This window comes from Sphingomonas sp. NIC1, assembly GCF_001638925.1.
Classification (GTDB): Bacteria; Pseudomonadota; Alphaproteobacteria; order Sphingomonadales; family Sphingomonadaceae; genus Sphingomonas; species Sphingomonas aquatilis.
Genome location: NZ_CP015521.1, coordinates 3,101,056 through 3,121,148, shown reverse-complemented (window position 1 = coordinate 3,121,148; position 20,093 = coordinate 3,101,056). Strand labels below are relative to the sequence as shown.

The window sequence follows — 20,093 nt, the reverse complement described above, 5'->3', positions numbered from 1 at the left end:
GTTGCCGCGGGCCATGCCTCGCCACCGCCCCAGGATCAAGCATGGGCCTGAACGCCGAGCAAATCCGCGCGAGCATGGACGCCCTCGCCGCCGCCGAACCCGCCTTCGCCGCGGGGCTCGCCCGTGTCGGCTATCCGCCACCACGGCTGCGCGCGCGCGGCTATATCACGCTGCTGCGCACGATCATCGGCCAGCAGGTGAGCGTCGCATCGGCGAATGCCGTCTATCGCAAGCTCGAATCCTTGGTAGGCGATCCGGGCGATCCGCATACCATCCTCGCCGCTAGCGACGAGACGCTGCGTGCGGCGGGCCTTTCTCGCCAAAAGGCGGGATATGCGCGCAGCCTCGCCGAGGAGGTGACGAGCGGTCGCCTGAACCTCGATGCGCTGCCCGAGGATGACGAAGAGGCGATCGCGCAGCTCGTTCGCGTGAAGGGGATCGGGCGCTGGTCGGCCGAAATCTATCTCCTTTTTGCCGAAGGACGGCCCGACATCTGGCCTGCCGGCGACCTCGCCGTGCAGATCGAAGTCGGCCGCCTGCTGGGTCATGACGCCCGCCCGTCCGAAAAGCAGGTTCGCGCACTTGCCGAGGCGTGGCGGCCGCATCGTGGCGCGCTCGCGATCTTCACCTGGCACCATTACGGCGCCGGGCCGGACGTCGACGCCGCTCCGGTGTGACGGCGCACGTTTGCGAATAAGATCGGGCGATTACATCTGATTAACACAGATCAGCGTATCGTCGTCGGGAGAGGCACACCGCGCGAGGGGAGGCTTGATGACAATGACAGTCGATATCGCACCCGCCTCCGATCCCTTGTGGCATCGGCTGCTGTCGGGCGAGATCAAGCCGACTTATCGCTGCCTGGCCCTGCGGATCCTGATGATCCGGCTGACGCATGCCTATCGTGACGGAACCACCGACAAGGCGGACATCGTTGCCGAACTGCGCACCTTCTTCCGCGACAATGCCCGGTTCGCGGCTCCTGATTATGCCACCATCGCAGAGGCCAGCGCGCGATGACCATCAGCCCGGAACAGCCCGCTGCCGACCGTTCGCTCTACAGCGTTGACGAAGTCGGCGCGATGATCGCCGCTGGCGATGCCCTGCTGCTGGCCGGCGAGGAGCGGCTGCTCGCTGCGCTGCCGCAAGGCCGGTGGATCGGCGGCACCATCCCCTATTTCATGACGCATGAAGACGGCGGCACGTTCGATCGCGATCGTATTTTCGTGCAACGCCTGCCAGACATGGCGGCCGTTCACGCGCAACACCTGCTGCCGGCCGATGCGCTGTCGACGCTGGCGGACGGAGGCCCCGACAACGGCTTTACCGTCATCCTGCTGCCGTCGCAGAGCCCGGCGCATCAGGCGTTCGCACTGCGCAGCGGGGAATGGCCCGGGGTGTTCCGCCGCCCGTTGGTCGGCTGGGTCACGGGGGCCGCGCTTGATCGTCTCGACACCGATAGTCCCAAGGTCTTCGACGGCGCGACCGGGCAGATCTCCGGCACGGACGCCGTGGTCATGCACGTCGCGCTGCCCGACAGCCATTATGCCGACGTCGATATCGTCAACCTGTTCGAACCCGGCGACGGCCCCGCACTGACCTTCGGAGACGAAGACGGCGCCGATACTGGTTTCACCGTCGAACATGTTTACGTCGATGGCGTTCGCAAGCGCCTGGTCGACCATATCGCGGCCCATAGCATCGATACGCGGTTGCCGCTCGTCGCGGACTATAACGGCGCGATGATCAACGTGGCGACGGCCGGCATCGCGGCGGACACCGGCCACGTCACGTTTTTCGCTCCGGTGTTCTCCCACATCACCTATCGCTTCGCCAAGCCGATCGGGGATTATGAGACGCTGTTCACTGAGCAGCTCGGCGAACGGCATGACACGCTCGCCTTCGCCTGCAACTGCATCCTCAACTACAATTATGCAGGTCTTGCGGGCAAACGCACCGCGGATGTCGCCGGGCCGATGTCGTTCGGCGAGATCGCCTATATGCTGCTGACCCAGACCTTGGTCTACCTCACCATCAAGGCCGCCTGACCCGGCCAGCAGCCGAGCGCGCAACGAAGTTTTTCCCGTCGCGCGCGACACTTGCGGTCGTGACGCGCTTGCCGCACAGACCGCGGGGATGACGCCCCCCGCCACCTCGCCCGCGCCCTCGCTGATCGGCAGCCATCGCAGCGTCTCGGTGCCGACCGGCGGATCGGGCTGGCGGCGGCTGGCGGCGTTCATGGGGCCGGGCTTCCTCGTCGCCGTCGGCTATATGGACCCCGGCAATTGGGCGACCGACATCGCCGGCGGGTCGGCCTTCGGTTACACCTTGCTGTCGGTCATTCTGCTGTCGAACCTGATGGCGATCGTATTGCAGGCGCTCTCGGCACGACTGGGCGTCGCCTCCGGCCTCGACCTCGCACAGGCCTGCCGGGCCTATTACAGCCGGCCGGTGTCGTTCGCGCTGTGGGCGCTGGCGGAGGTCGCGATCATCGCCTGCGACCTGGCCGAAGTGCTGGGCACGGCGATCGCGCTGAAGCTGCTGTTCGGTATCCCGCTGGTCTGGGGCGTGATCCTCACCGCGCTCGACGTCTTCCTGATCCTGGCGCTGCAACGCTATGGCTTCCGCAAGATCGAGGCGTTCATCATCGCGCTGCTCGTCATCATCGCGGGCTGCTTCGCGTTCGAGCTGTTCCACGCAAAGCCGGACGTCGGCGCGATGCTCGCGGGCCTCGTCCCCAGCCCCGGCATCGTCACCGATCCAGCCAAATTGTACCTCGCGATCGGCATCCTCGGCGCGACGGTGATGCCGCACAACCTCTACCTCCATTCCTCGATCGTCCAGACGCGCGCCTTCGAACCCACCGACGCGGGAAAGGCCGAGGCGGCGCGGATGGCGACGATCGACGGCACGATCGCGCTGGGCCTCGCCTTCTTCATCAACGCCGCCATCCTCGTGACGGCGGCGGCGGTGTTCCACACCGCGGGCCGCACCGAAGTCGCCGAGATCGATGAGGCCTATCGCCTGCTCGCCCCGATGATGGGCGTCGGCGCGGCGAGCGTCGTATTCGGTATCGCGCTGCTGGCCTCGGGCCAGAATTCCACCGTCACCGGCACGCTCGCCGGGCAGATCGTGATGGAGGGCTTCCTGCAGCTCCGCCTGCCCGTCTGGCTGCGCCGCCTCGTCACGCGCCTGCTCGCGATCGTACCGGCGGTGATCGTCGTCGGCGCCAGCGGCGACGGCGGTGCGACCCGGCTGCTGGTGCTGAGCCAGGTCATCCTCAGCCTGCAACTGCCCTTCGCCGTCGTGCCGCTGGTCCTGTTTACCGGCCAGTCACGCGTCATGGGCCGCTTCGTCAGCCCGCGTTGGTTGCGTCTGCTCGCCTGGTTGATCGCCGCGATCATCATCGGGCTCAACCTGACGCTACTGGTCGGCATGCTGTGATGCCACTTCGGCCATTTAGAGGGTGACTTTCGCCGGCACCTATCGTTTAGTTACGGCAGCGTATCCCTCTTCTTCCCCGGATCGATCGTGACCGAACCAGCTGCCGCATCCACCCCTGCGCAGACCCATGCGCTCGCCCCCGACCTCGCCAGCGAGATCGTCGACACCCTCGTCCATCGCATCGGCAAGGACCGGCAGGCCGCCCGCCCGCACGATTGGCTCGCGGCGACGATCTTCACACTGCGGAACGAGATCATCGAACGCTGGATGCGCTCGACCAAGGAAGCGCACGCGGCGGGCGCGAAGCGGGTCTATTATCTCAGCCTCGAATTCCTGATCGGGCGGTTGCTGCGCGACGCCCTGTCGAACCTGCGGCATAACGACGAGGTCGCGCAGGCGCTGGCGTCGCTCGGGGTCGACCTTGCCGTGATCGAAGAGATCGAGCCGGACGCGGCGCTCGGCAACGGCGGCCTCGGGCGACTGGCCGCGTGTTTCATGGAAAGCCTCGCAAGCCTCGACCTGCCGGCCTATGGCTATGGCATCCGCTACGTGAACGGCATGTTCCGCCAGCGGCTGGACGATGGCTGGCAGGTCGAGCTGCCCGAAACCTGGCTCGCGCACGGCAATCCGTGGGAGTTCGAGCGGCGGGAAAGCGCCTATTTCGTTGGTTTCGGCGGTGAGGTGACGACGCTCGCCGACGGCCGCAGCCACTGGTCGCCCGCCGAAGCGGTGGAGGCGGTCGCCTTCGACACGCCGATGGTCGGCTGGCGCGGCAAGCGCGTCAACACGCTGCGTCTGTGGAACGCCCGCGCATTCGATCCGATCAAGCTCGACCAGTTCAACGCCGGCGATTTCGAAGGCGCGCTCGCCGGGCAGCTCCGCGCCGAAACGCTGACCCGCGTCCTCTATCCCAATGACAGCACGCCCGCAGGGCAGGAGCTGCGGCTGCGGCAGGAATATTTTTTCTCGTCGGCCTCGATCCAGGACATCGTCCGCCGTCACGTCCAGTATTTCGGCGATATCCGCACGCTGCCGGACAAGGCCGCGATCCAGCTCAACGACACGCACCCGGCGGTGTCGGTCGCCGAACTGATGCGGTTGCTGAAGGATTTCCACGGCCTGACGTTCGACGAGGCGTGGGACATCACGCGACGGACGTTCGGCTACACGAACCACACGCTGCTGCCCGAGGCGCTGGAAAGCTGGCCGCTGCCGCTGTTCGAACGGCTGCTGCCGCGGCACATGCAATTGGTCTATGCGATCAATGCCAAGCTGCTGCGCGAGGCGCGCGAAAGCGGTGCCGACGATCGCGCGATCGCCGCGATCAGCCTGATCGACGAAGGCGGCGAGCGCCGCGTCCGCATGGCGAACCTCGCCTTTGCGGGCAGCCACAGCGTCAATGGCGTGGCCGCGCTGCACACCGATCTGATGAAGAAGACGGTCTTCGCCGACCTCCACCGTCTCTATCCCGATCGGATCAACAACAAGACCAACGGCATCACCCCGCGCCGCTGGCTGCAGCAGTGCAATCCCGGGCTCACCGATCTGATCGAAAGCGCGATCGGCGACGGCTTCCGCGACGATGCGCAGGCGCTGACCGCGCTGGCCCCCTTCGCTGACGACGCGGGCTTTCGCGACCGCTTCGCCGCGGTAAAGCGCGCGAACAAGGTGGCGCTCAGCCAGTATCTGCATGACACGATGGAGCTGAAGCTCGATCCCGATGCGATCTTCGACGTGCAGATCAAGCGCATCCACGAATATAAGCGCCAGCTGCTCGGCATCGTCGAGACGGTCGCGCTATACGATCAAATCCGCAGCCACCCGGAGCGCGACTGGACGCCGCGCGTCAAGCTGTTCGCCGGCAAGGCGGCGTCGAGCTACCACAACGCCAAGCTGATCATCAAATTGGCGAACGACGTCGCCAAGCGGATTAACGCCGATCCCGCGGTCGGCAATCTGTTGAAGGTCGCCTTCGTCCCCAATTACAACGTCAGCCTTGCGGAACGCATCATCCCGGCGGCCGACCTGTCCGAACAGATTTCGACCGCGGGCATGGAGGCGTCCGGCACCGGCAACATGAAGTTCGCGCTGAACGGCGCGCTGACGATCGGTACGCTCGACGGCGCGAATATCGAGATTCGCGATCATGTCGGTGCGAACAACATCTTCATTTTCGGCCTGACCGCTGAGGAGGTCGCGGACAAGCGCGCCAGCGGCTATCGCGGTACGGACGCGATCGGCGCGTCGCGCGAATTGGCGCAGGCGGTGAACGCAATCGCCTCTGGGGTGTTTTCTCCGGACGATCCAAATCGTTACGGGGGACTGATGGACGGCATTCGCGATCACGACTGGTTCATGCTGGCCGCCGACTTCGACGGCTATGCCGCCGCCCAACGCATGGTCGATGCGCGCTGGAGCGATCCCGCAGCATGGGGCCGATCGGCGGTGCTCAACGTCGCCAACATGGGGTGGTTCTCGTCGGACCGCACGATCGGTGAATATGCGCGCGACATCTGGAACGTGATGTGAAGCCGCCGCGTGGCGCCATCGCTGCCCTGCTCGCCGGGCGCCACGACGATCCCTTTTCGCTACTGGGTGTCTTCGCAGGTCCGAACGGTACGTTCGCGCGCACGCTGATCCCCGGCGCCGAAACGGCCGAACCGCACGACCTGTCGGGCACCTCGCTCGGCCGCGTGAACCGTGTAGACGACGCCGGCCTGTTCGAAGGCGCGATCGATGGCGACCCGCAGCCGGTGAAGTACCGCGCGCAGGGCTATGGTGCGGAATGGTGGGTGACGGACCCGTACAGCTTTGGCCCGGTGCTCGGCCCCACCGACGATTATCTGATCGCGGAAGGGTCGCATTTCCGCCTCTACGACAAGATGGGCGCGCATCTGATCGAGCATCAGGGCGCAAGCGGCATGCACTTCGCCGTCTGGGCCCCCAATGCACAGCGCGTATCGGTAGTCGGCGACTTCAACGACTGGAACGACACCCGCCACGTGATGCGCCGCCGCGCCGACATCGGCGTGTGGGAGATTTTCCTGCCCGATATCGGTGCGGGCCGCAGCTACAAGTTCGCGATCCTCGGCCCGGAGGGCACGCTGCAACCGCTGAAGGCGGACCCCTTCGCCTTCCAGTCCGAACTGCGCCCGAAGACCGCGTCCATCACCACCGCACCGTCCGCGCACGACTGGGGCGACGCCGCGCACCGCGACAGCTGGTCGAAGCTCGACCCGCGCCGCGTGCCGATGAGCATCTACGAGGTCCACGCTGGCAGCTGGGATCGCGACGAAAACGGCTGGTATCTGTCGTGGGACGCGCTGGCCGACCGCCTGATCCCCTATGTCGTCGACATGGGCTTCACCCATATCGAATTCATGCCGATCAGCGAACACCCCTATGATCCGTCATGGGGTTATCAGACGACCGGGCTCTACGCGCCCTCCGCGCGCTTCGGCGATCCGGACGGCTTCGCCCGCTTCGTCGATGGTGCGCACCGGGCGGGGATCGGCGTGCTGCTCGATTGGGTGCCCGCGCACTTCCCCGTCGATGTCCATGGCCTCGCCCGGTTCGACGGCACCGCACTGTACGAACACGAAGACCCGCGCCTCGGCTTCCACCCCGACTGGAACACCGCGATCTACAATTTCGGGCGGCGCGAGATCCGTAGCTTCCTGATCAACAACGCCTTGTTCTGGACCGAACGCTATCACGTCGATGGGCTGCGCGTGGATGCCGTCGCCTCGATGCTGTACCGTGACTACAGCCGCAAGGCCGGCGAGTGGATCCCGAACGACGAGGGTGGCCGCGAGAATTGGGAGGCCGTGCATTTCCTGCGCGACATGAACCGCGCGGTGTACGGCAAGCGCGACGGCGTGTTCACCGTTGCCGAGGAATCGACCAGCTGGCCGGGCGTCTCCACCCCCGCCTTCGACGACGGGCCGCGCACCAACCTGGGCTTCGGGTTCAAGTGGAACATGGGCTGGATGCACGACACGCTCCAGTATTTCGCCCGCGAACCGATCCACCGGCGGCATCACCATGGCGAGATCACCTTCGGCCTCGTCTATGCCTTCGACGAGAATTTCGTGCTCCCGCTCAGCCATGACGAGGTCGTCCACGGCAAAGGGTCGTTGCTCGCCAAGATGGCCGGTGACGATTGGCAGCAGTTCGCGAACCTGCGCGCCTATTACGCCTTCATGTGGGGCTATCCCGGCAAGAAACTGCTGTTCATGGGCCAGGAGTTCGCGCAGCGGCAGGAGTGGAGCGAGGATCGGGCGCTCGACTGGCATTTGCGCTGTTCGTCGTCGCACGAGGGGATTCGCAATCTGGTCCGCGACCTCAACCGCCTGTACCGCGAAACGCCCGCGCTGCATGCGCGCGACTGCGAGGGCGAGGGCTTCGAATGGCTTATCGGCGACGATGCCGCCAATTCGGTCTTCGCCTGGTTGCGCAAGGCGCCGGGCGAGAAGCCGGTGGCGGTGATCGCCAACCTGACGCCGGTCGCGCGCGCGCCCTATCGCGTGCCGCTGCCGCACGACGGGCGCTGGCGCGAGATCATCAATTCCGACGCGCACCATTATTGGGGCTCCGGCCTCGGCAATATGGGGGGCGTCGACGCGAAGGACGGCGCGGCATGGGTGACACTGCCTCCGCTCGCGACCATCATGCTGCAATACGACGGTTGACCGATCCAGGGGCAGGACGGTCGACGGTACAGAGAATAGGAGGATGCCGGTGGTAGACAGACGAGGACAGCCGCTATCGCGTGATGCGATGGCCTATGTGCTGGCGGGTGGCCGCGGCAGCCGGCTGATGGAATTGACGGACACGCGCGCGAAGCCCGCGGTCTATTTCGGCGGCAAGAGCCGGATCATCGATTTCGCGCTGTCGAACGCGATCAATTCGGGCATCCGCCGCATCGGCGTCGCGACCCAATACAAGGCGCATTCGCTGATCCGCCACTTGCAGCGCGGCTGGAACTTCCTGCGCCCGGAACGCAACGAAAGCTTCGACATCTTGCCCGCCAGTCAGCGGATCAGCGAGTTCCAATGGTATGAAGGCACCGCCGACGCGGTCTACCAGAACATCGACATCATCGAGGCTTATGATGTTGAGTATATGGTGATCCTGGCCGGCGATCACATCTACAAGATGGATTACGAAGTGATGCTCCAGCAGCATTGCGACAGTGGCGCCGACGTCACCGTCGCGTGCATGGAGGTGCCGCGGATGGAGGCGGTCGCATTCGGCGTGATGCACGTCGATGAGACCGACCGGATCATCGACTTCGTCGAAAAGCCTGCCGATCCGCCGTCGATCCCGGGCCAGCCCGACATCGCGCTCGCCAGCCTTGGGATTTACGTCTTCCGCACGAAGTTCCTGATCGAGCAGTTGCGCCGCGATGCCGACACGCCCGGCTCCGCGCGCGACTTCGGCAAGGACATCATCCCCTACCTCGTCCAGCACGGCAAGGCGCAGGCCCACCGCTTCTCGGCAAGCTGCGTCCGCACCAGCGAGGAGCCCGCCGCCTATTGGCGCGACGTCGGCACGGTCGACGCCTATTGGGAAGCGAATATCGACCTCACCGATGTCATCCCACAGCTCGACGTCTACGATCATGAATGGCCCATCTGGACCTATTCGGAGATCACGCCGCCCGCCAAATTCGTCCATGACGAAGAGGGCCGGCGCGGCTCGGCGGTGTCGAGCCTGGTGTCGGGAAATTGCATCGTGTCGGGCTCGTCGATCCATCGCAGCCTGCTGTCGACCGGCGTCCGCGCGCACAGCTTCTCTGCCTTGGACGAGGCGGTGGTGCTGCCCTATTGCCACATCGGCCGGGGCGCCCGCCTGAAGCGCGTGGTGCTTGATCGCGGCGTCGTCATCCCGGACGGGCTCATCGTCGGGGAGGACCCGGAACTCGACAGCCGCCGCTTCCGCCGGACCGACAAGGGCATCTGCCTCATCACCCAACCGATGATCGACCGCCTGGCGCTGTGACCCTATCGGTCCTCTCGGTCGCGTCCGAAGCCTTCCCGCTGGTGAAAACCGGCGGGCTGGCGGACGTCGTCGGCGCTTTGCCCGACGCACTCAGCCCGCACGGCATCGCGACGACCACGCTGCTCCCCGGCTATCCCGCGCTCGCCAAGGCGGTGAAGGGTGCGACGGTCGTCCACCGCTGGCCCGATCTGCTCGGCGTCGAGGCGCGGCTGCTGGCCTCGCACATCGGCGAGCATCCGCTGCTGGTGCTCGACGCGCCCGAATTGTTCGCGCGCCCCGGCGGCCTCTATGGCCAGACCGACGACTGGCAGCGGTTCGCGGCGTTCGCCTTTGCTGCGGCGGAGATCGCCGCGGGCGTGGTGCCGGGTTATTGCTTCGAACTGCTGCACGCGCACGACTGGCAGGCGGCGATGGCACCCGCCTATCTTCGCTTCCTGCACGCCGATCGCCGCCCGGCGAGCGTGATGACCGTTCACAATATCGCCTTCCAGGGCCAGTTCGACGCGGAGGTGTTCACCGACCTCGGCCTGCCCGCGATGGCCTATGCGATCGACGGCGTCGAATATTACGGCGGTGTTGGGTTCCTGAAGGCAGGTCTCGCCGCCGCGGATGCGATTACCACCGTCAGCCCGACCTATGCGGCCGAAATCCGCGAGGGCCGCTTCGGCATGGGCCTGGAAGGCCTCATCGAAGCGCGCCGCGACCGCGTCCACGGCATCGTCAACGGCATCGACCCCGCGGTCTGGAACCCGGAAACCGACGCCGCGCTCCCCAGCCGTTACACCACCCGCGCGCTCGGCCGTCGCAAGGCGAACAAGCGCGCGATCGAAAGCGTATTCGGATTGGAAGCGGGGGACGGCCCCCTGTTCACCGTCATCAGCCGCCTGACTTGGCAGAAGGGCATGGATGTCCTGACGCAATGCCTCGACGAACTCGTCGCACTCGGCGGACGGCTGGCGCTGCTCGGATCGGGCGACGCGCATCTGGAGGCGGCATTCCTTGCCGCCGCCGCACGCTATCCCGGCCGGATCGGCGTGCAGATCGGCTATGACGAGCCGCTCTCGCATCTGCTGCAAGGTGGCGCGGACGCCATCCTGATTCCCTCGCGCTTCGAACCGTGCGGGCTGACCCAGCTGTACGGCCTCGCTTATGGCTGCGTGCCGATCGTCGCGCGCACGGGCGGTCTTGCCGACACGATCATCGATGCCAACGAAGCGGCGCTCGCCGCCGGCGTCGCCACCGGTTTCCAACATGGCGAGACCGGCCACCACACGCTGGCGCACGCGATCCGCCGCGCGATTGCCGCATATGCCCGGCCCGATCTATGGTGCATCCTCCAGCGCAACGGGATGCGCGCCGATTTCTCCTGGGGCCAAAGCGGCCGCCGTTACGCCGACCTCTACAAGACCCTGACAGGACACGCATGATCCGCACCTGCCCGACCCAGCCCTACACCGACCAGAAGCCCGGCACCTCGGGCCTCCGCAAGAAGGTGACGGTGTTCCAGCAGCCCAATTACGCCGAGAATTTCGTCCAGTCGGTGTTCGACGTCATCGACGGCAAGCAGGGCGCGACGCTCGTCATCGGCGGTGACGGCCGCTTCCTCAACCGCGAGGTGATCCAGAAGGCGATCCGCATCGCCGCCGCCAATGGCTTCGGGCGGGCGGTGATCGGCCGCGGCGGCATCCTGTCGACGCCGGCGGCCAGCAACATGATCCGAATCCGCAAGGCGCTGGGCGGCCTCGTTCTGTCGGCAAGCCACAATCCCGGCGGCCCGACCGAGGATTTCGGCATCAAGTACAATATCGCCAATGGCGGCCCGGCACCCGAAAGCGTCACCGAAGCGCTGTACCAGCGTACCAAGGTGATCGACCGCTGGCTGACCGTCGACGCGGCGGACGTCGATCTCGACACGATCGGCGAAACGCAGGTCGGCGATATGACCGTCGAGATCGTCGATCCGGTCGCCGATTATGCCGCTTTGATGGAGCGGCTGTTCGACTTCGCTGCCATTCGTGCCGCCGGTCTGACCATGGCATTCGACGCGATGAGCGCCGTTACCGGCCCCTATGCGATCGAAATCCTCGAAAACCGCCTGGGCTTCGCCAAGGGCACGGTGCGCAACGGCACGCCGCTGGAGGATTTCGGCGGCCATCACCCCGACCCCAATCTCGTCCACGCGCATGCGCTCTACGAGACGATGATGGCCCCCGATGCGCCCGATTTCGGCGCCGCGTCGGATGGCGACGGCGACCGCAATCTCATCATCGGCCGTGGCCGGTTCGTGACGCCGTCCGACAGCCTCGCGATGCTCGCCGCCAATGCGCACCTTGCGCCGGGCTATGCCGCAGGGCTGAAGGGCATCGCCCGATCGATGCCGACCAGCGCCGCCGCCGATCGCGTCGCGGCGGCCAAGGGGCTGCCGATCTTCGAAACGCCTACGGGATGGAAGTTCTTCGGCAATCTGCTCGACGCCGGCATGGCGACGATCTGCGGCGAAGAAAGCGCGGGCACCGGCTCCGATCACGTGCGGGAAAAGGACGGCCTGTGGGCGGTGCTCCTGTGGCTCAACATCCTCGCCGTCCGCGGCCAATCGGTTGATGCGATCGCGCGCGATCACTGGGCGACCTACGGCCGCAACTATTACGCCCGCCACGATTATGAAGGCGTGGAGAGCGATCGCGCCGATGCGCTGATGGCGGAACTGCGCGGGAAGCTCGACACGCTCGCCGGCACGCAGGTTGCCGGCCTCAGCGTCGCGGAAGCCGATGATTTCGCCTATACCGACCCCACCGACGGATCGGTCAGCCGCAACCAGGGCGTGCGCATCCTGTTCGACGGCGGCAGCCGTGTCGTCTTCCGCCTGTCGGGCACGGGCACCAGCGGCGCGACATTGCGCGTCTATCTCGAACGCTACGAACCCGCCGACGGCGACCTCGACCGCGATACCGGCGAGATGCTCGCCGATATCGTCGCCGCAGCGGACGCGATCGCCGGGATCGCTCGCCACACCGGCCGCACCGAGCCCGACGTCATCACGTGAGCGTGTCGTTCGGCGCCGAAGTCGTGGACGGCGGCACCCGTTTCGCCGTGCGGAGCGCGACCCCGGTCACGCTCTGCCTGTTCGACGATGCAGCCGAGCGACAGATACCCATGACCGGTGCGGACGGCGTCTGGCATGCGGAGATCGAGGGCGTCAGCGTCAGCGCGCGATACGGCTATCGCGCTGCGGCCGACCCGGCGAAACTGCTAGTCGATCCCTATGCGATCCAGCTAGACCGGCCGTTCCACTACGACCCGTGCCTCGGCGAGCCGGGTATCGACACGACCGCGCTGGTCCCCCGCGCCATCGTCACGCCGCCCCCTAACGCACCTGTCGCCCCGCCCCTCTTCACCCCCGGCGGCCTGATCTACGAACTCAACGTCCGCGGCTTCACTATGCTGCACCCCGACGTGCCTGAGGCACAGCGCGGCACGATCGCCGCCCTCGCCCATCCCGCTGTCATCGCGCATCTCAAGAAGCTGAACGTCGCCGCGATCGAGTTGATGCCGATCGTTGCATGGATCGACGAACGCCACCTGCCGCCGCTCGGCCTCACCAACAGCTGGGGCTATAACCCGGTCGTGCCGATGGCGATCGACCCGCGGCTCGCCCCCGGCGGCGTCGCCGAACTGGTCGAGACGGTGGCCGCCCTCCGCAGTGCCGGGATCGGCGTGATCCTCGACCTCGTCTTCAACCACACCGGCGAGAGCGACCGCCTTGGCCCGACTCTGTCGCTGCGCGGGTTCGATGACCCGCTCTATTACGCGCACGCACCCGACGGCAGCCTCGTCAACGACACCGGTACGGGCAACACGCTCGATTGCAGCCGGCCCGAGGTCCGCGCACTGATCCTCGGCAGCCTGCGCCATTTCGCCCGGTGCGGAGTCGACGGCTTCCGGTTTGACCTCGCGACGATACTCGCCCGCGGCCCCGGCTTCGATCCTCATGCGCCGATCTTCGCGGAGATCGCCGCCGACCCGCTGCTTGCCAGCCGCGTCATGATCGCCGAGCCGTGGGACATCGGCCCCGGCGGCTATCAGCTCGGCCAGTTCCCCGACCACTGGCTGGAGTGGAACGACCGCTACCGCGACGACGTCCGCCGCTTCTGGCGCGGCGACGGCAGCGCAGGCGAGCTGGCCACCCGCATCGCAGGATCCGCGGACCTCTTCGGTCCCGGCGACACGCGCACGGTCAACTTCCTCGCGGCGCACGATGGCTTCACGCTTGCCGATCTCGTCAGCTATGCCGAGCGCCACAACCGTGCCAATGGCGAGGACAATCGCGATGGCCATGGCGACAATCTCAGCTGGAACAATGGCGTCGAGGGGCCGAGCGACGATCCCGCCATCCGCCAGCGCCGCCGTGACGGCCTCCGCGCGCTGCTCGCCACGCTGTTCGCCTCGCGCGGCACGATCATGCTGACCGCCGGCGACGAATTCGGCCGCACGCAGCAGGGTAACAACAACGCCTATGCGCAGGACAATACGATCGGCTGGGTCGACTGGCAGCACCGTGACCGCGATCTCGAGGATTTCGTCGCCGCCCTCGCCGCCTTTCGCGCCGCCAACCGGCTGGACGCCGTCGCCCCCTACGCCGACGCCGACTGGCGCGCGCTCGATGGCGAGGCCATGACGCCGGGCCGCTGGCACGACGCGCCCGGTTTCGAACTTCGCCTGCCCGACGGCGAAGCCCAGATCGTGCTGCGTATAGACCGCCTGACCCGCCGCGTCTCGCTGAGCCGTAGAACCATCGTGGAGAGCCGATGATGATCCGCCCGCTGCTGCTTGCCCTGTCGACGCTGCTCGTCGCCGCCACGCCGCTGTCGCCCGCCCAGCGCTTCGGCGAGTTGTTCCGCGCGGTGCAGATGCAGCGCGTCTTCCCCGATTCAAAGACCTTCGCCGACGCCCAGCCGCGGCGCAGCGATGCCGCGATCATGAAGGCCTATCGCCAGTGCGCCTGCAAGGATCGCGCGGCGCTCGAAGCCTTCGTGCAGGCGAACTTCACCCTGCCGATCACGCCGACCGTGCCGCCACCGTCGGCCAAACTCTCGCTCACCGCGCATATCGATGCACTGTGGCCGCAGCTCACGCGGACCTTGCCGAGCGTCGCCCCAGGTTCGTCGGCGCTGCCGTTGCCCAAACGCTTCGTCGTCCCCGGCGGCCGGTTTCGCGAAATGTATTATTGGGACAGCTGGTTCACGATGCTGGGCCTGCAGGCCTCCGGACGGCAGGATCTGGTCGAAGACATGATTGTCGATTTCGGCAGTCTGCTCGATCGCTACGGCCGCATTCCCAACGGCACGCGTACCTATTATCTCAGCCGCTCGCAGCCGCCTTTCTTCTACCTGATCGCCGGCATGTCGAAGCGTGCCGACACGCTGGCGCAGCGCACCCGCTGGCTGCGCGCCGAGCATGATTTCTGGATGCGCGGTGCCGATGGCCTGCGTGCCGGCGAGGCGAACGCCCGCGTCGTCCGCCTTCGCGACGGCAGCCTGCTCAACCGCTATTGGGATGACCGCGACGATCCCCGCGACGAAAGCTATCGCGAGGACGCGCTGCTCGCACAGGCGAACCCTGGTCGCGACGCCAAGGTCCTTTACCGCGATCTGCGCGCCGGCGCCGAAAGCGGCTGGGACTTCAGTTCGCGCTGGCTCGCCGATGGCAAGACGCTGGCGACGATCCGCACGACGCGCGTCGTCCCGGTCGATCTCAACAGCCTGCTCTACGGGCTCGAACGCAGCATCGCGACGAACTGCCGGACGCTGAAGGACGATCCCTGCGCCAGCCGCTACACCGCGGCGGCAGACGCCCGCGCGGTCGCGATCAACCGCCATCTGTGGAACGCTGCCGGTTATTATGCCGATTACGACCTGGAAGCGGACACGGTAGCGGGCGGGCGCACCGCCGCCATGGCCTTCCCCCTGTTCGTCGGCATCGCGACGCCTGACCGTGCCCAAACCACTGCCAAGGCGCTGGCCCCGCTGATCGGCGAGGGCGGGCTTCGCACCACGCTGGTGGACACTGGGCAGCAATGGGATGATCCCAACGGCTGGGCGCCCTTGCAATGGGTCGCGATCACGGGGCTGGAACGCTATGGCGAAACTGCGCTCGCCCGCCGGATCGCCGCCCATTGGCTGGCCAGCGTGACCCGCGAATATGATGCCAGCGGCAAGCTGCTGGAAAAGTACAACGTTGTGCAGCGCCTGCCCGGCGGCGGCGGCGAATACCCGCTGCAGGACGGGTTCGGCTGGACCAACGGCGTCACTCGGGCGCTCATCGCCAAGGGGTTTACGACGGCGCAATAGCTGCATAACATCGGTTATGGCCACCGCCGCCCCCGACCGGACGCTCCGCGCGACGGACCTTACGCCACGCGATTGGCTGGAGGCGGGGCAGTCGCTATTGCGGCGGGGCGGCCTGCGAGCGCTGAAGCTTCGTCCGCTCGCCGCGGAGCTGAACGTTTCGACAGGCAGCTTCTATCACCATTTTACGGACTTCGACGCCTATCAGGGCCGGCTGGCGGACTATTTTGCGGGCGAGCATCTCGCCAGCATCCTCGACACGATCATGAAAGCGGAGCGAAACCCCGTCGATCGCATCCGCCTGCTCGCCGAGATCGTCCGCCGGCGGGGTCTGTTCCGTCTCTCACTCGCGATGCGCGCCTGGGCCGAAAGCGATCCCCGTGCGCAGGCTGCGGTCGAACGCAACGACGCGCAGGTGCTCGCCTTCCTGTCGCATTGCCTCGAGGCGAACGGCCTCACGCCCTATCAGGCACGCGTGCGCGGCTATGCGCTGATGACGCTGGGGCTCGGCAAGGTCCACGCGCCCGATCTCGATCGGCCCGCATTGATGGAGGAGCTGATCGCGCTCCTCTGCACACCCACGGATGCGACGGTCGAAACGGCCGCGCAGGAGGAGAGAGCATGGCAGACCAAGGCTTCGACTATATCGTCATAGGGGGCGGCTCGGCCGGCTGCGTCATGGCGGCGCGCCTGTCCGAAGACCCCGCAGTCCGCGTGCTGCTGATCGAAGCCGGTGGCCCCAACCGGGACTTACTCGTCCGCATGCCGGCCGGCGTCGGCGAACTGATCAAGACGAAGAGCAAGCACAATTGGGGCTTCTGGACCGCGCCCGAACCGCACCTCGACAACCGGCGCCTGTGGTGGCCGCGCGGCAAGGGGCTGGGCGGCAGCTCGGCGATCAACGGCATGATCTATTCGCGGGGCCATCCGCGCGATTACGATCGCTGGGCGCAATCCGGCCTCGCCGGGTGGGGCTGGGACGACGTCCTCCCCTATTTCCGCAAGCTGGAGGGGCATCATCGCAACGGGCCGCTGCACGGGACCGATGGCCCGCTGCGCGTCTCGGCAGGCGAAAGCGACAGCCCGTTCAACGCCGCCTTCATCGCCGCGGGGCGACAGGCCGGCTATCCGATCACCGACGATTTCAACGGCGCGCATCCCGAAGGTTTCGGCCCCTATGACCTGACCATCGCCAACGGCCGGCGCTGGACCGCGGCGGAGGCGTATCTGTTCCCAGCCTTAGCCCGACCAAACCTGACGATCGCGACGGATGCGCGCACTACGCGGATCGACGTGCAGGGAGGTCGGGCGGTCGCGGTCGACTATGTGGTCGGGCGCGAGCCGCGCCGGGCGACCGCCTCCGGCGAAATCCTGCTGTGCACGGGCGCAGTCCAGTCGCCGCAACTGCTCCAGCTATCAGGTATAGGCGATCCCGCGCATCTCCGCGGCGTCGGCATCAAGACGGTGCATGAGCTACCCGGTGTCGGCCGCAACCTGCAGGATCATCTCGACGTCATCATGAACTGGCGCAGCCGCGGCCTGCGCACGGTGTTCAGCGAAGTGAAGGGCCTGCGCCAGCTCGGCGTCGGCCTCCGCTACGCGCTGACAGGCAAGGGCGTCGGGCGCCAGAACTTTCTCGAAGCCGGCGCCTTCATCCCCTCGCGCGAGGGCCTCGACCACCCGGACATTCAAATCCACGCGGTGCTCGCGATCATGCGCGACCACGGCAAGGTCAAGGCGACCGAAGACGGCTTCTCGCTCCACCTCTGCCAGCTTCGCCCCGAAAGCCGCGGACGCATCGGCTTGGTGTCGGACGAGCCATTGGCCGATCCGCTGATCGAGGCGAATTACCTCAGCACACCCGAAGACCGCCGCGTCCTGCGCGAGGCAGTGACGATCGGTCGCGACGTGGTGGCGCAGGTAGCGCTCGATCCCTATCGTGACGCCGAACTGGCACCTGGGCCGGACGTACTGGGCGATGCCGCGATCGACGCCTGGGTCCGCCGGACGGCAGAGACGATCTATCACCCGATCGGCACCTGCAAGATGGGGGCGGAAGGCGACCCGATGGCGGTGGTGGACGGTCAGCTACGGGTGCACGGCATCGCAGGCCTGCGCGTGGTGGATGCGTCGGTGATGCCGAGCCTGGTCAGCGGCAACACCAATGCGCCGACGATCATGATCGCGGAGAAGGCGGCAGAAATGATCCGGAGAATCGCCAAAACCCAACTGGCGGCCTGATCGCTTACCCAACTCCCCCGCCACCCCGCTTCCTTCCCGCGCGCATCGCTCACGCCAAACACACCGTCACTCCGGACTCGTTCCGGGGTCCACTCCGCGGCGAGGGGGACGGCAGGAGGCTCAAACGTGACCCCCGCGGCCCGGTGGACTCCGGACCAAGTCCGGAGTGACGGAGCGTGTGGGGCTGCCCTCCCCGCGCATCGCTTGCCCCAAACACCCTGTCGACCCGGACTCGTTCCGGGGTCCACTCCGCGGCGAGGGGGACGGCAGGAGGCTCAAACGCGACCCCCGCGGCCCGGCGGACTCCGAACCAAGTCCGGAGTGACAGATCGTGTGGGGCTTCCTTTCCGCGCGCGACGCCACGCCAGCGATTGGCGGTTCAGCGCCGCCAGATCGGCCCGTCCGTCGACGACGTCGTGCCCCAACGCCACCGCCCGCGCCAGCAGCCCGCCATCGATACACCGATACGCCGGCCGTCCGGCAACCGCATCATACCACACCCCGCCGACGACCGCGTCGAGCAAAATCCGTTGGAAGCAATGATCCGCCCGCACCGGCCACACACGCGAACGCGCGAGACCCGGTAGGGTCCCGCGCGTCAGCTCCAGCCATTCGGCCTCCAGATCGGCGCGGGAACGCTCCGCTCCCCCGCCGTCCGACATCAGATGTGGATCGGCTTGCCCGCCACCGCCATCGCCGCTTCCTTGATCGCCTCGGAATGCGTGGGGTGGGCGTGGCACGTGTAGGCGATGTCCTCGCTGGTAGCGCCGAACTCCATGGCCTGCGCCGCCTGCGCGATCATCGTGCCGGCGACGCTGGCGATCGCCCAGACACCGACGACGCGATCGGTCTTGGCATCGGCGATGATCTTCACGAAGCCGTCGGGCTCGTGGTTGGTCTTGGCGCGGCTGTTCGCCATCATCGGGAACTTGCCGACCTTGATCTCGCCCTTGGCCTTGGCCGCTTCCTCGGTCAGACCGACACCGGCGAACTCGGGCATCGTGTAGACGACGCTCGGGATCACGTCGTGGTTCACGATGCCGGTCAGGCCGGCGATGTTTTCCGCCACCGCAATGCCCTCGTCCTCGGCCTTGTGCGCGAGCATCAGGCCGGGTGCGACGTCGCCGATCGCCCAGATACCGGCCACGCTGGTCGCGAAGTCGTGGTCGATCTCCACCTGTCCGCGCGCGTTGACCGACAGGCTCGCGGCTTCGAGATTCAGGCCATCGGTGTTCGGCTTGCGACCGATCGCCAGCAGCACGGCATCGGCGGTGATCGTTTCGGCCGCGCCACCGGCGGCGGGCTCCACGGTCAGGGTCGCGGTGTCGCCCGCCACGGTGACGCCCGTCACCTTGGTGGACAGCTTGAACTCCATGCCCTGCTTCTTGAAGATCTTCTGCGCTTCCTTGCGCACGTCACCATCGAAGCCCGGCAGGATCTGGTCAAGATATTCGACCACCGTCACCTTCGCGCCCAGGCGGCGCCACACGCTACCCAGCTCCAGGCCGATCACGCCGCCGCCGATGACGACCATGTGCTCGGGCACCTTCGGCAGCTCGAGTGCGCCGGTGCTGTCGACGACGACCTTCTGGTCGACCGTCACGCCCGGCAGCGGCGTCACCGACGATCCGGTCGCGATCACGATGTTCTTGGCGCGCACCGTCTGGCCCGCGACCTCGACGCTGTCCTTGCCGGTGAAGCGCGCATGGCCCTTCAGCCACGTCACCTTGTTCTTCTTGAACAGATATTCGATGCCGCCGGTCAGCTGCTTCACCGCGTCGCGGCGCTGGCCGTGCATCGCGTCCAGGTCCAGCTCGGGCGTCACCTTGATGCCCATCTTGGCCATCGCGCCATTCGCCGCCGCATCGAAATATTCGGACGCGTGCAGCATCGCCTTCGACGGAATGCAGCCGACGTTCAGGCAGGTCCCGCCCAGCGTCTCGCGCGCCTCGGCGCAGGCGGTCTTCAGCCCCAGCTGCGCCGCGCGGATCGCCGCGACATAGCCGCCGGGGCCGGCACCGATCACGAGGACGTCATAGTCGTAGTCTGCCATCATTTCCT

General features: G+C 66.8%; 14 protein-coding genes. 13 read left to right on the top strand and 1 reads right to left on the bottom strand.

The genetic code is table 11. The features are described from left to right. The first annotated feature begins 41 nt into the window (after nt 1-41). From A7E77_RS14655 to A7E77_RS14595, 13 genes are all read left to right on the top strand, one after another. The gene (locus tag A7E77_RS14655; protein ID WP_063689101.1) at nt 42-677 is read left to right on the top strand and encodes a DNA-3-methyladenine glycosylase family protein; all 636 of its coding nucleotides are present in this window, start codon (nt 42-44) and stop codon (nt 675-677) included. 97 nt (nt 678-774) lie between these two features. Beyond that, complete coding sequence (locus tag A7E77_RS14650; RefSeq protein ID WP_063689099.1) at nt 775-1,020, top strand: hypothetical protein; 246 nt, start codon at nt 775-777, stop codon at nt 1,018-1,020. Beyond that, complete coding sequence (locus tag A7E77_RS14645) at nt 1,017-2,048, top strand: DUF6976 family protein (protein WP_063689096.1); 1,032 nt, start codon at nt 1,017-1,019, stop codon at nt 2,046-2,048. The genes A7E77_RS14650 and A7E77_RS14645 overlap by 4 nt, the downstream gene beginning before the upstream one ends. A gap of 88 nt (nt 2,049-2,136) precedes the next feature. Then, entirely contained in the window at nt 2,137-3,444 is a 1,308-nt protein-coding gene (locus tag A7E77_RS14640; protein WP_063689094.1) for an Nramp family divalent metal transporter, read from the top strand. An 87-nt stretch (nt 3,445-3,531) separates the two neighbouring features. Continuing rightward, nucleotides 3,532-5,973 carry a glycogen/starch/alpha-glucan phosphorylase gene (locus tag A7E77_RS14635; protein WP_078462317.1) on the top strand — a complete coding sequence of 814 codons (2,442 nt, stop codon included), beginning with the start codon at nt 3,532-3,534 and terminating at the stop codon, nt 5,971-5,973. Beyond that, nucleotides 5,970-8,135: a 1,4-alpha-glucan branching protein GlgB gene (gene glgB / locus A7E77_RS14630; protein ID WP_063689089.1), complete on the top strand. Its 2,166-nt coding sequence runs from the start codon at nt 5,970-5,972 to the stop codon at nt 8,133-8,135. The genes A7E77_RS14635 and glgB overlap by 4 nt, the downstream gene beginning before the upstream one ends. A gap of 88 nt (nt 8,136-8,223) precedes the next feature. Beyond that, entirely contained in the window at nt 8,224-9,447 is a 1,224-nt protein-coding gene (gene glgC, locus A7E77_RS14625; protein WP_017978741.1) for a glucose-1-phosphate adenylyltransferase, read from the top strand. Then, complete coding sequence (gene glgA, locus A7E77_RS14620) at nt 9,444-10,874, top strand: glycogen synthase GlgA (RefSeq protein ID WP_063689086.1); 1,431 nt, start codon at nt 9,444-9,446, stop codon at nt 10,872-10,874. The genes glgC and glgA overlap by 4 nt, the downstream gene beginning before the upstream one ends. Then, nucleotides 10,871-12,490 (top strand): alpha-D-glucose phosphate-specific phosphoglucomutase, encoded by a 1,620-nt coding sequence (locus tag A7E77_RS14615; RefSeq protein ID WP_063689084.1) that lies wholly within the window; start codon nt 10,871-10,873, stop codon nt 12,488-12,490. Before glgA ends, A7E77_RS14615 begins: the two co-directional genes overlap by 4 nt. Beyond that, on the top strand, nt 12,487-14,256 hold the full coding sequence (gene glgX / locus A7E77_RS14610) for a glycogen debranching protein GlgX (protein ID WP_063689082.1): 1,770 nt from the start codon (nt 12,487-12,489) through the stop codon (nt 14,254-14,256). The genes A7E77_RS14615 and glgX overlap by 4 nt, the downstream gene beginning before the upstream one ends. Continuing rightward, nucleotides 14,253-15,794: an alpha,alpha-trehalase TreA gene (gene treA, locus A7E77_RS14605; protein WP_063689079.1), complete on the top strand. Its 1,542-nt coding sequence runs from the start codon at nt 14,253-14,255 to the stop codon at nt 15,792-15,794. Before glgX ends, treA begins: the two co-directional genes overlap by 4 nt. 16 nt (nt 15,795-15,810) lie before the next feature. Next, nucleotides 15,811-16,446, top strand: coding sequence for a TetR/AcrR family transcriptional regulator (locus A7E77_RS14600; RefSeq protein ID WP_063689076.1), 636 nt, complete (start codon nt 15,811-15,813; stop codon nt 16,444-16,446). Next, nucleotides 16,413-18,032 carry a choline dehydrogenase gene (locus tag A7E77_RS14595; protein ID WP_063689074.1) on the top strand — a complete coding sequence of 540 codons (1,620 nt, stop codon included), beginning with the start codon at nt 16,413-16,415 and terminating at the stop codon, nt 18,030-18,032. Before A7E77_RS14600 ends, A7E77_RS14595 begins: the two co-directional genes overlap by 34 nt. A gap of 661 nt (nt 18,033-18,693) precedes the next feature. Here the strand turns inward: A7E77_RS14595 and lpdA are convergent. Continuing rightward, nucleotides 18,694-20,085 carry a dihydrolipoyl dehydrogenase gene (gene lpdA / locus A7E77_RS14590; RefSeq protein WP_063690022.1) on the bottom strand — a complete coding sequence of 464 codons (1,392 nt, stop codon included), beginning with the start codon at nt 20,083-20,085 and terminating at the stop codon, nt 18,694-18,696. Nucleotides 20,086-20,093 lie beyond the last annotated feature (8 nt).

Coding starts and splice junctions, on each gene's coding strand:
- glgC (WP_017978741.1), top strand. CDS start 8,224: ATGGCCTATGTGCTGGCGGGTGGCCGCGGCAGCCGGCTGATGGAATTG.
- A7E77_RS14655 (WP_063689101.1), top strand. CDS start 42: ATGGGCCTGAACGCCGAGCAAATCCGCGCGAGCATGGACGCCCTCGCC.
- lpdA (WP_063690022.1), bottom strand. CDS start 20,085: ATGGCAGACTACGACTATGACGTCCTCGTGATCGGTGCCGGCCCCGGC.
- treA (WP_063689079.1), top strand. CDS start 14,253: ATGATGATCCGCCCGCTGCTGCTTGCCCTGTCGACGCTGCTCGTCGCC.
- A7E77_RS14645 (WP_063689096.1), top strand. CDS start 1,017: ATGACCATCAGCCCGGAACAGCCCGCTGCCGACCGTTCGCTCTACAGC.
- A7E77_RS14600 (WP_063689076.1), top strand. CDS start 15,811: ATGGCCACCGCCGCCCCCGACCGGACGCTCCGCGCGACGGACCTTACG.
- A7E77_RS14650 (WP_063689099.1), top strand. CDS start 775: ATGACAATGACAGTCGATATCGCACCCGCCTCCGATCCCTTGTGGCAT.
- A7E77_RS14615 (WP_063689084.1), top strand. CDS start 10,871: ATGATCCGCACCTGCCCGACCCAGCCCTACACCGACCAGAAGCCCGGC.
- A7E77_RS14595 (WP_063689074.1), top strand. CDS start 16,413: ATGGCAGACCAAGGCTTCGACTATATCGTCATAGGGGGCGGCTCGGCC.
- A7E77_RS14640 (WP_063689094.1), top strand. CDS start 2,137: ATGACGCCCCCCGCCACCTCGCCCGCGCCCTCGCTGATCGGCAGCCAT.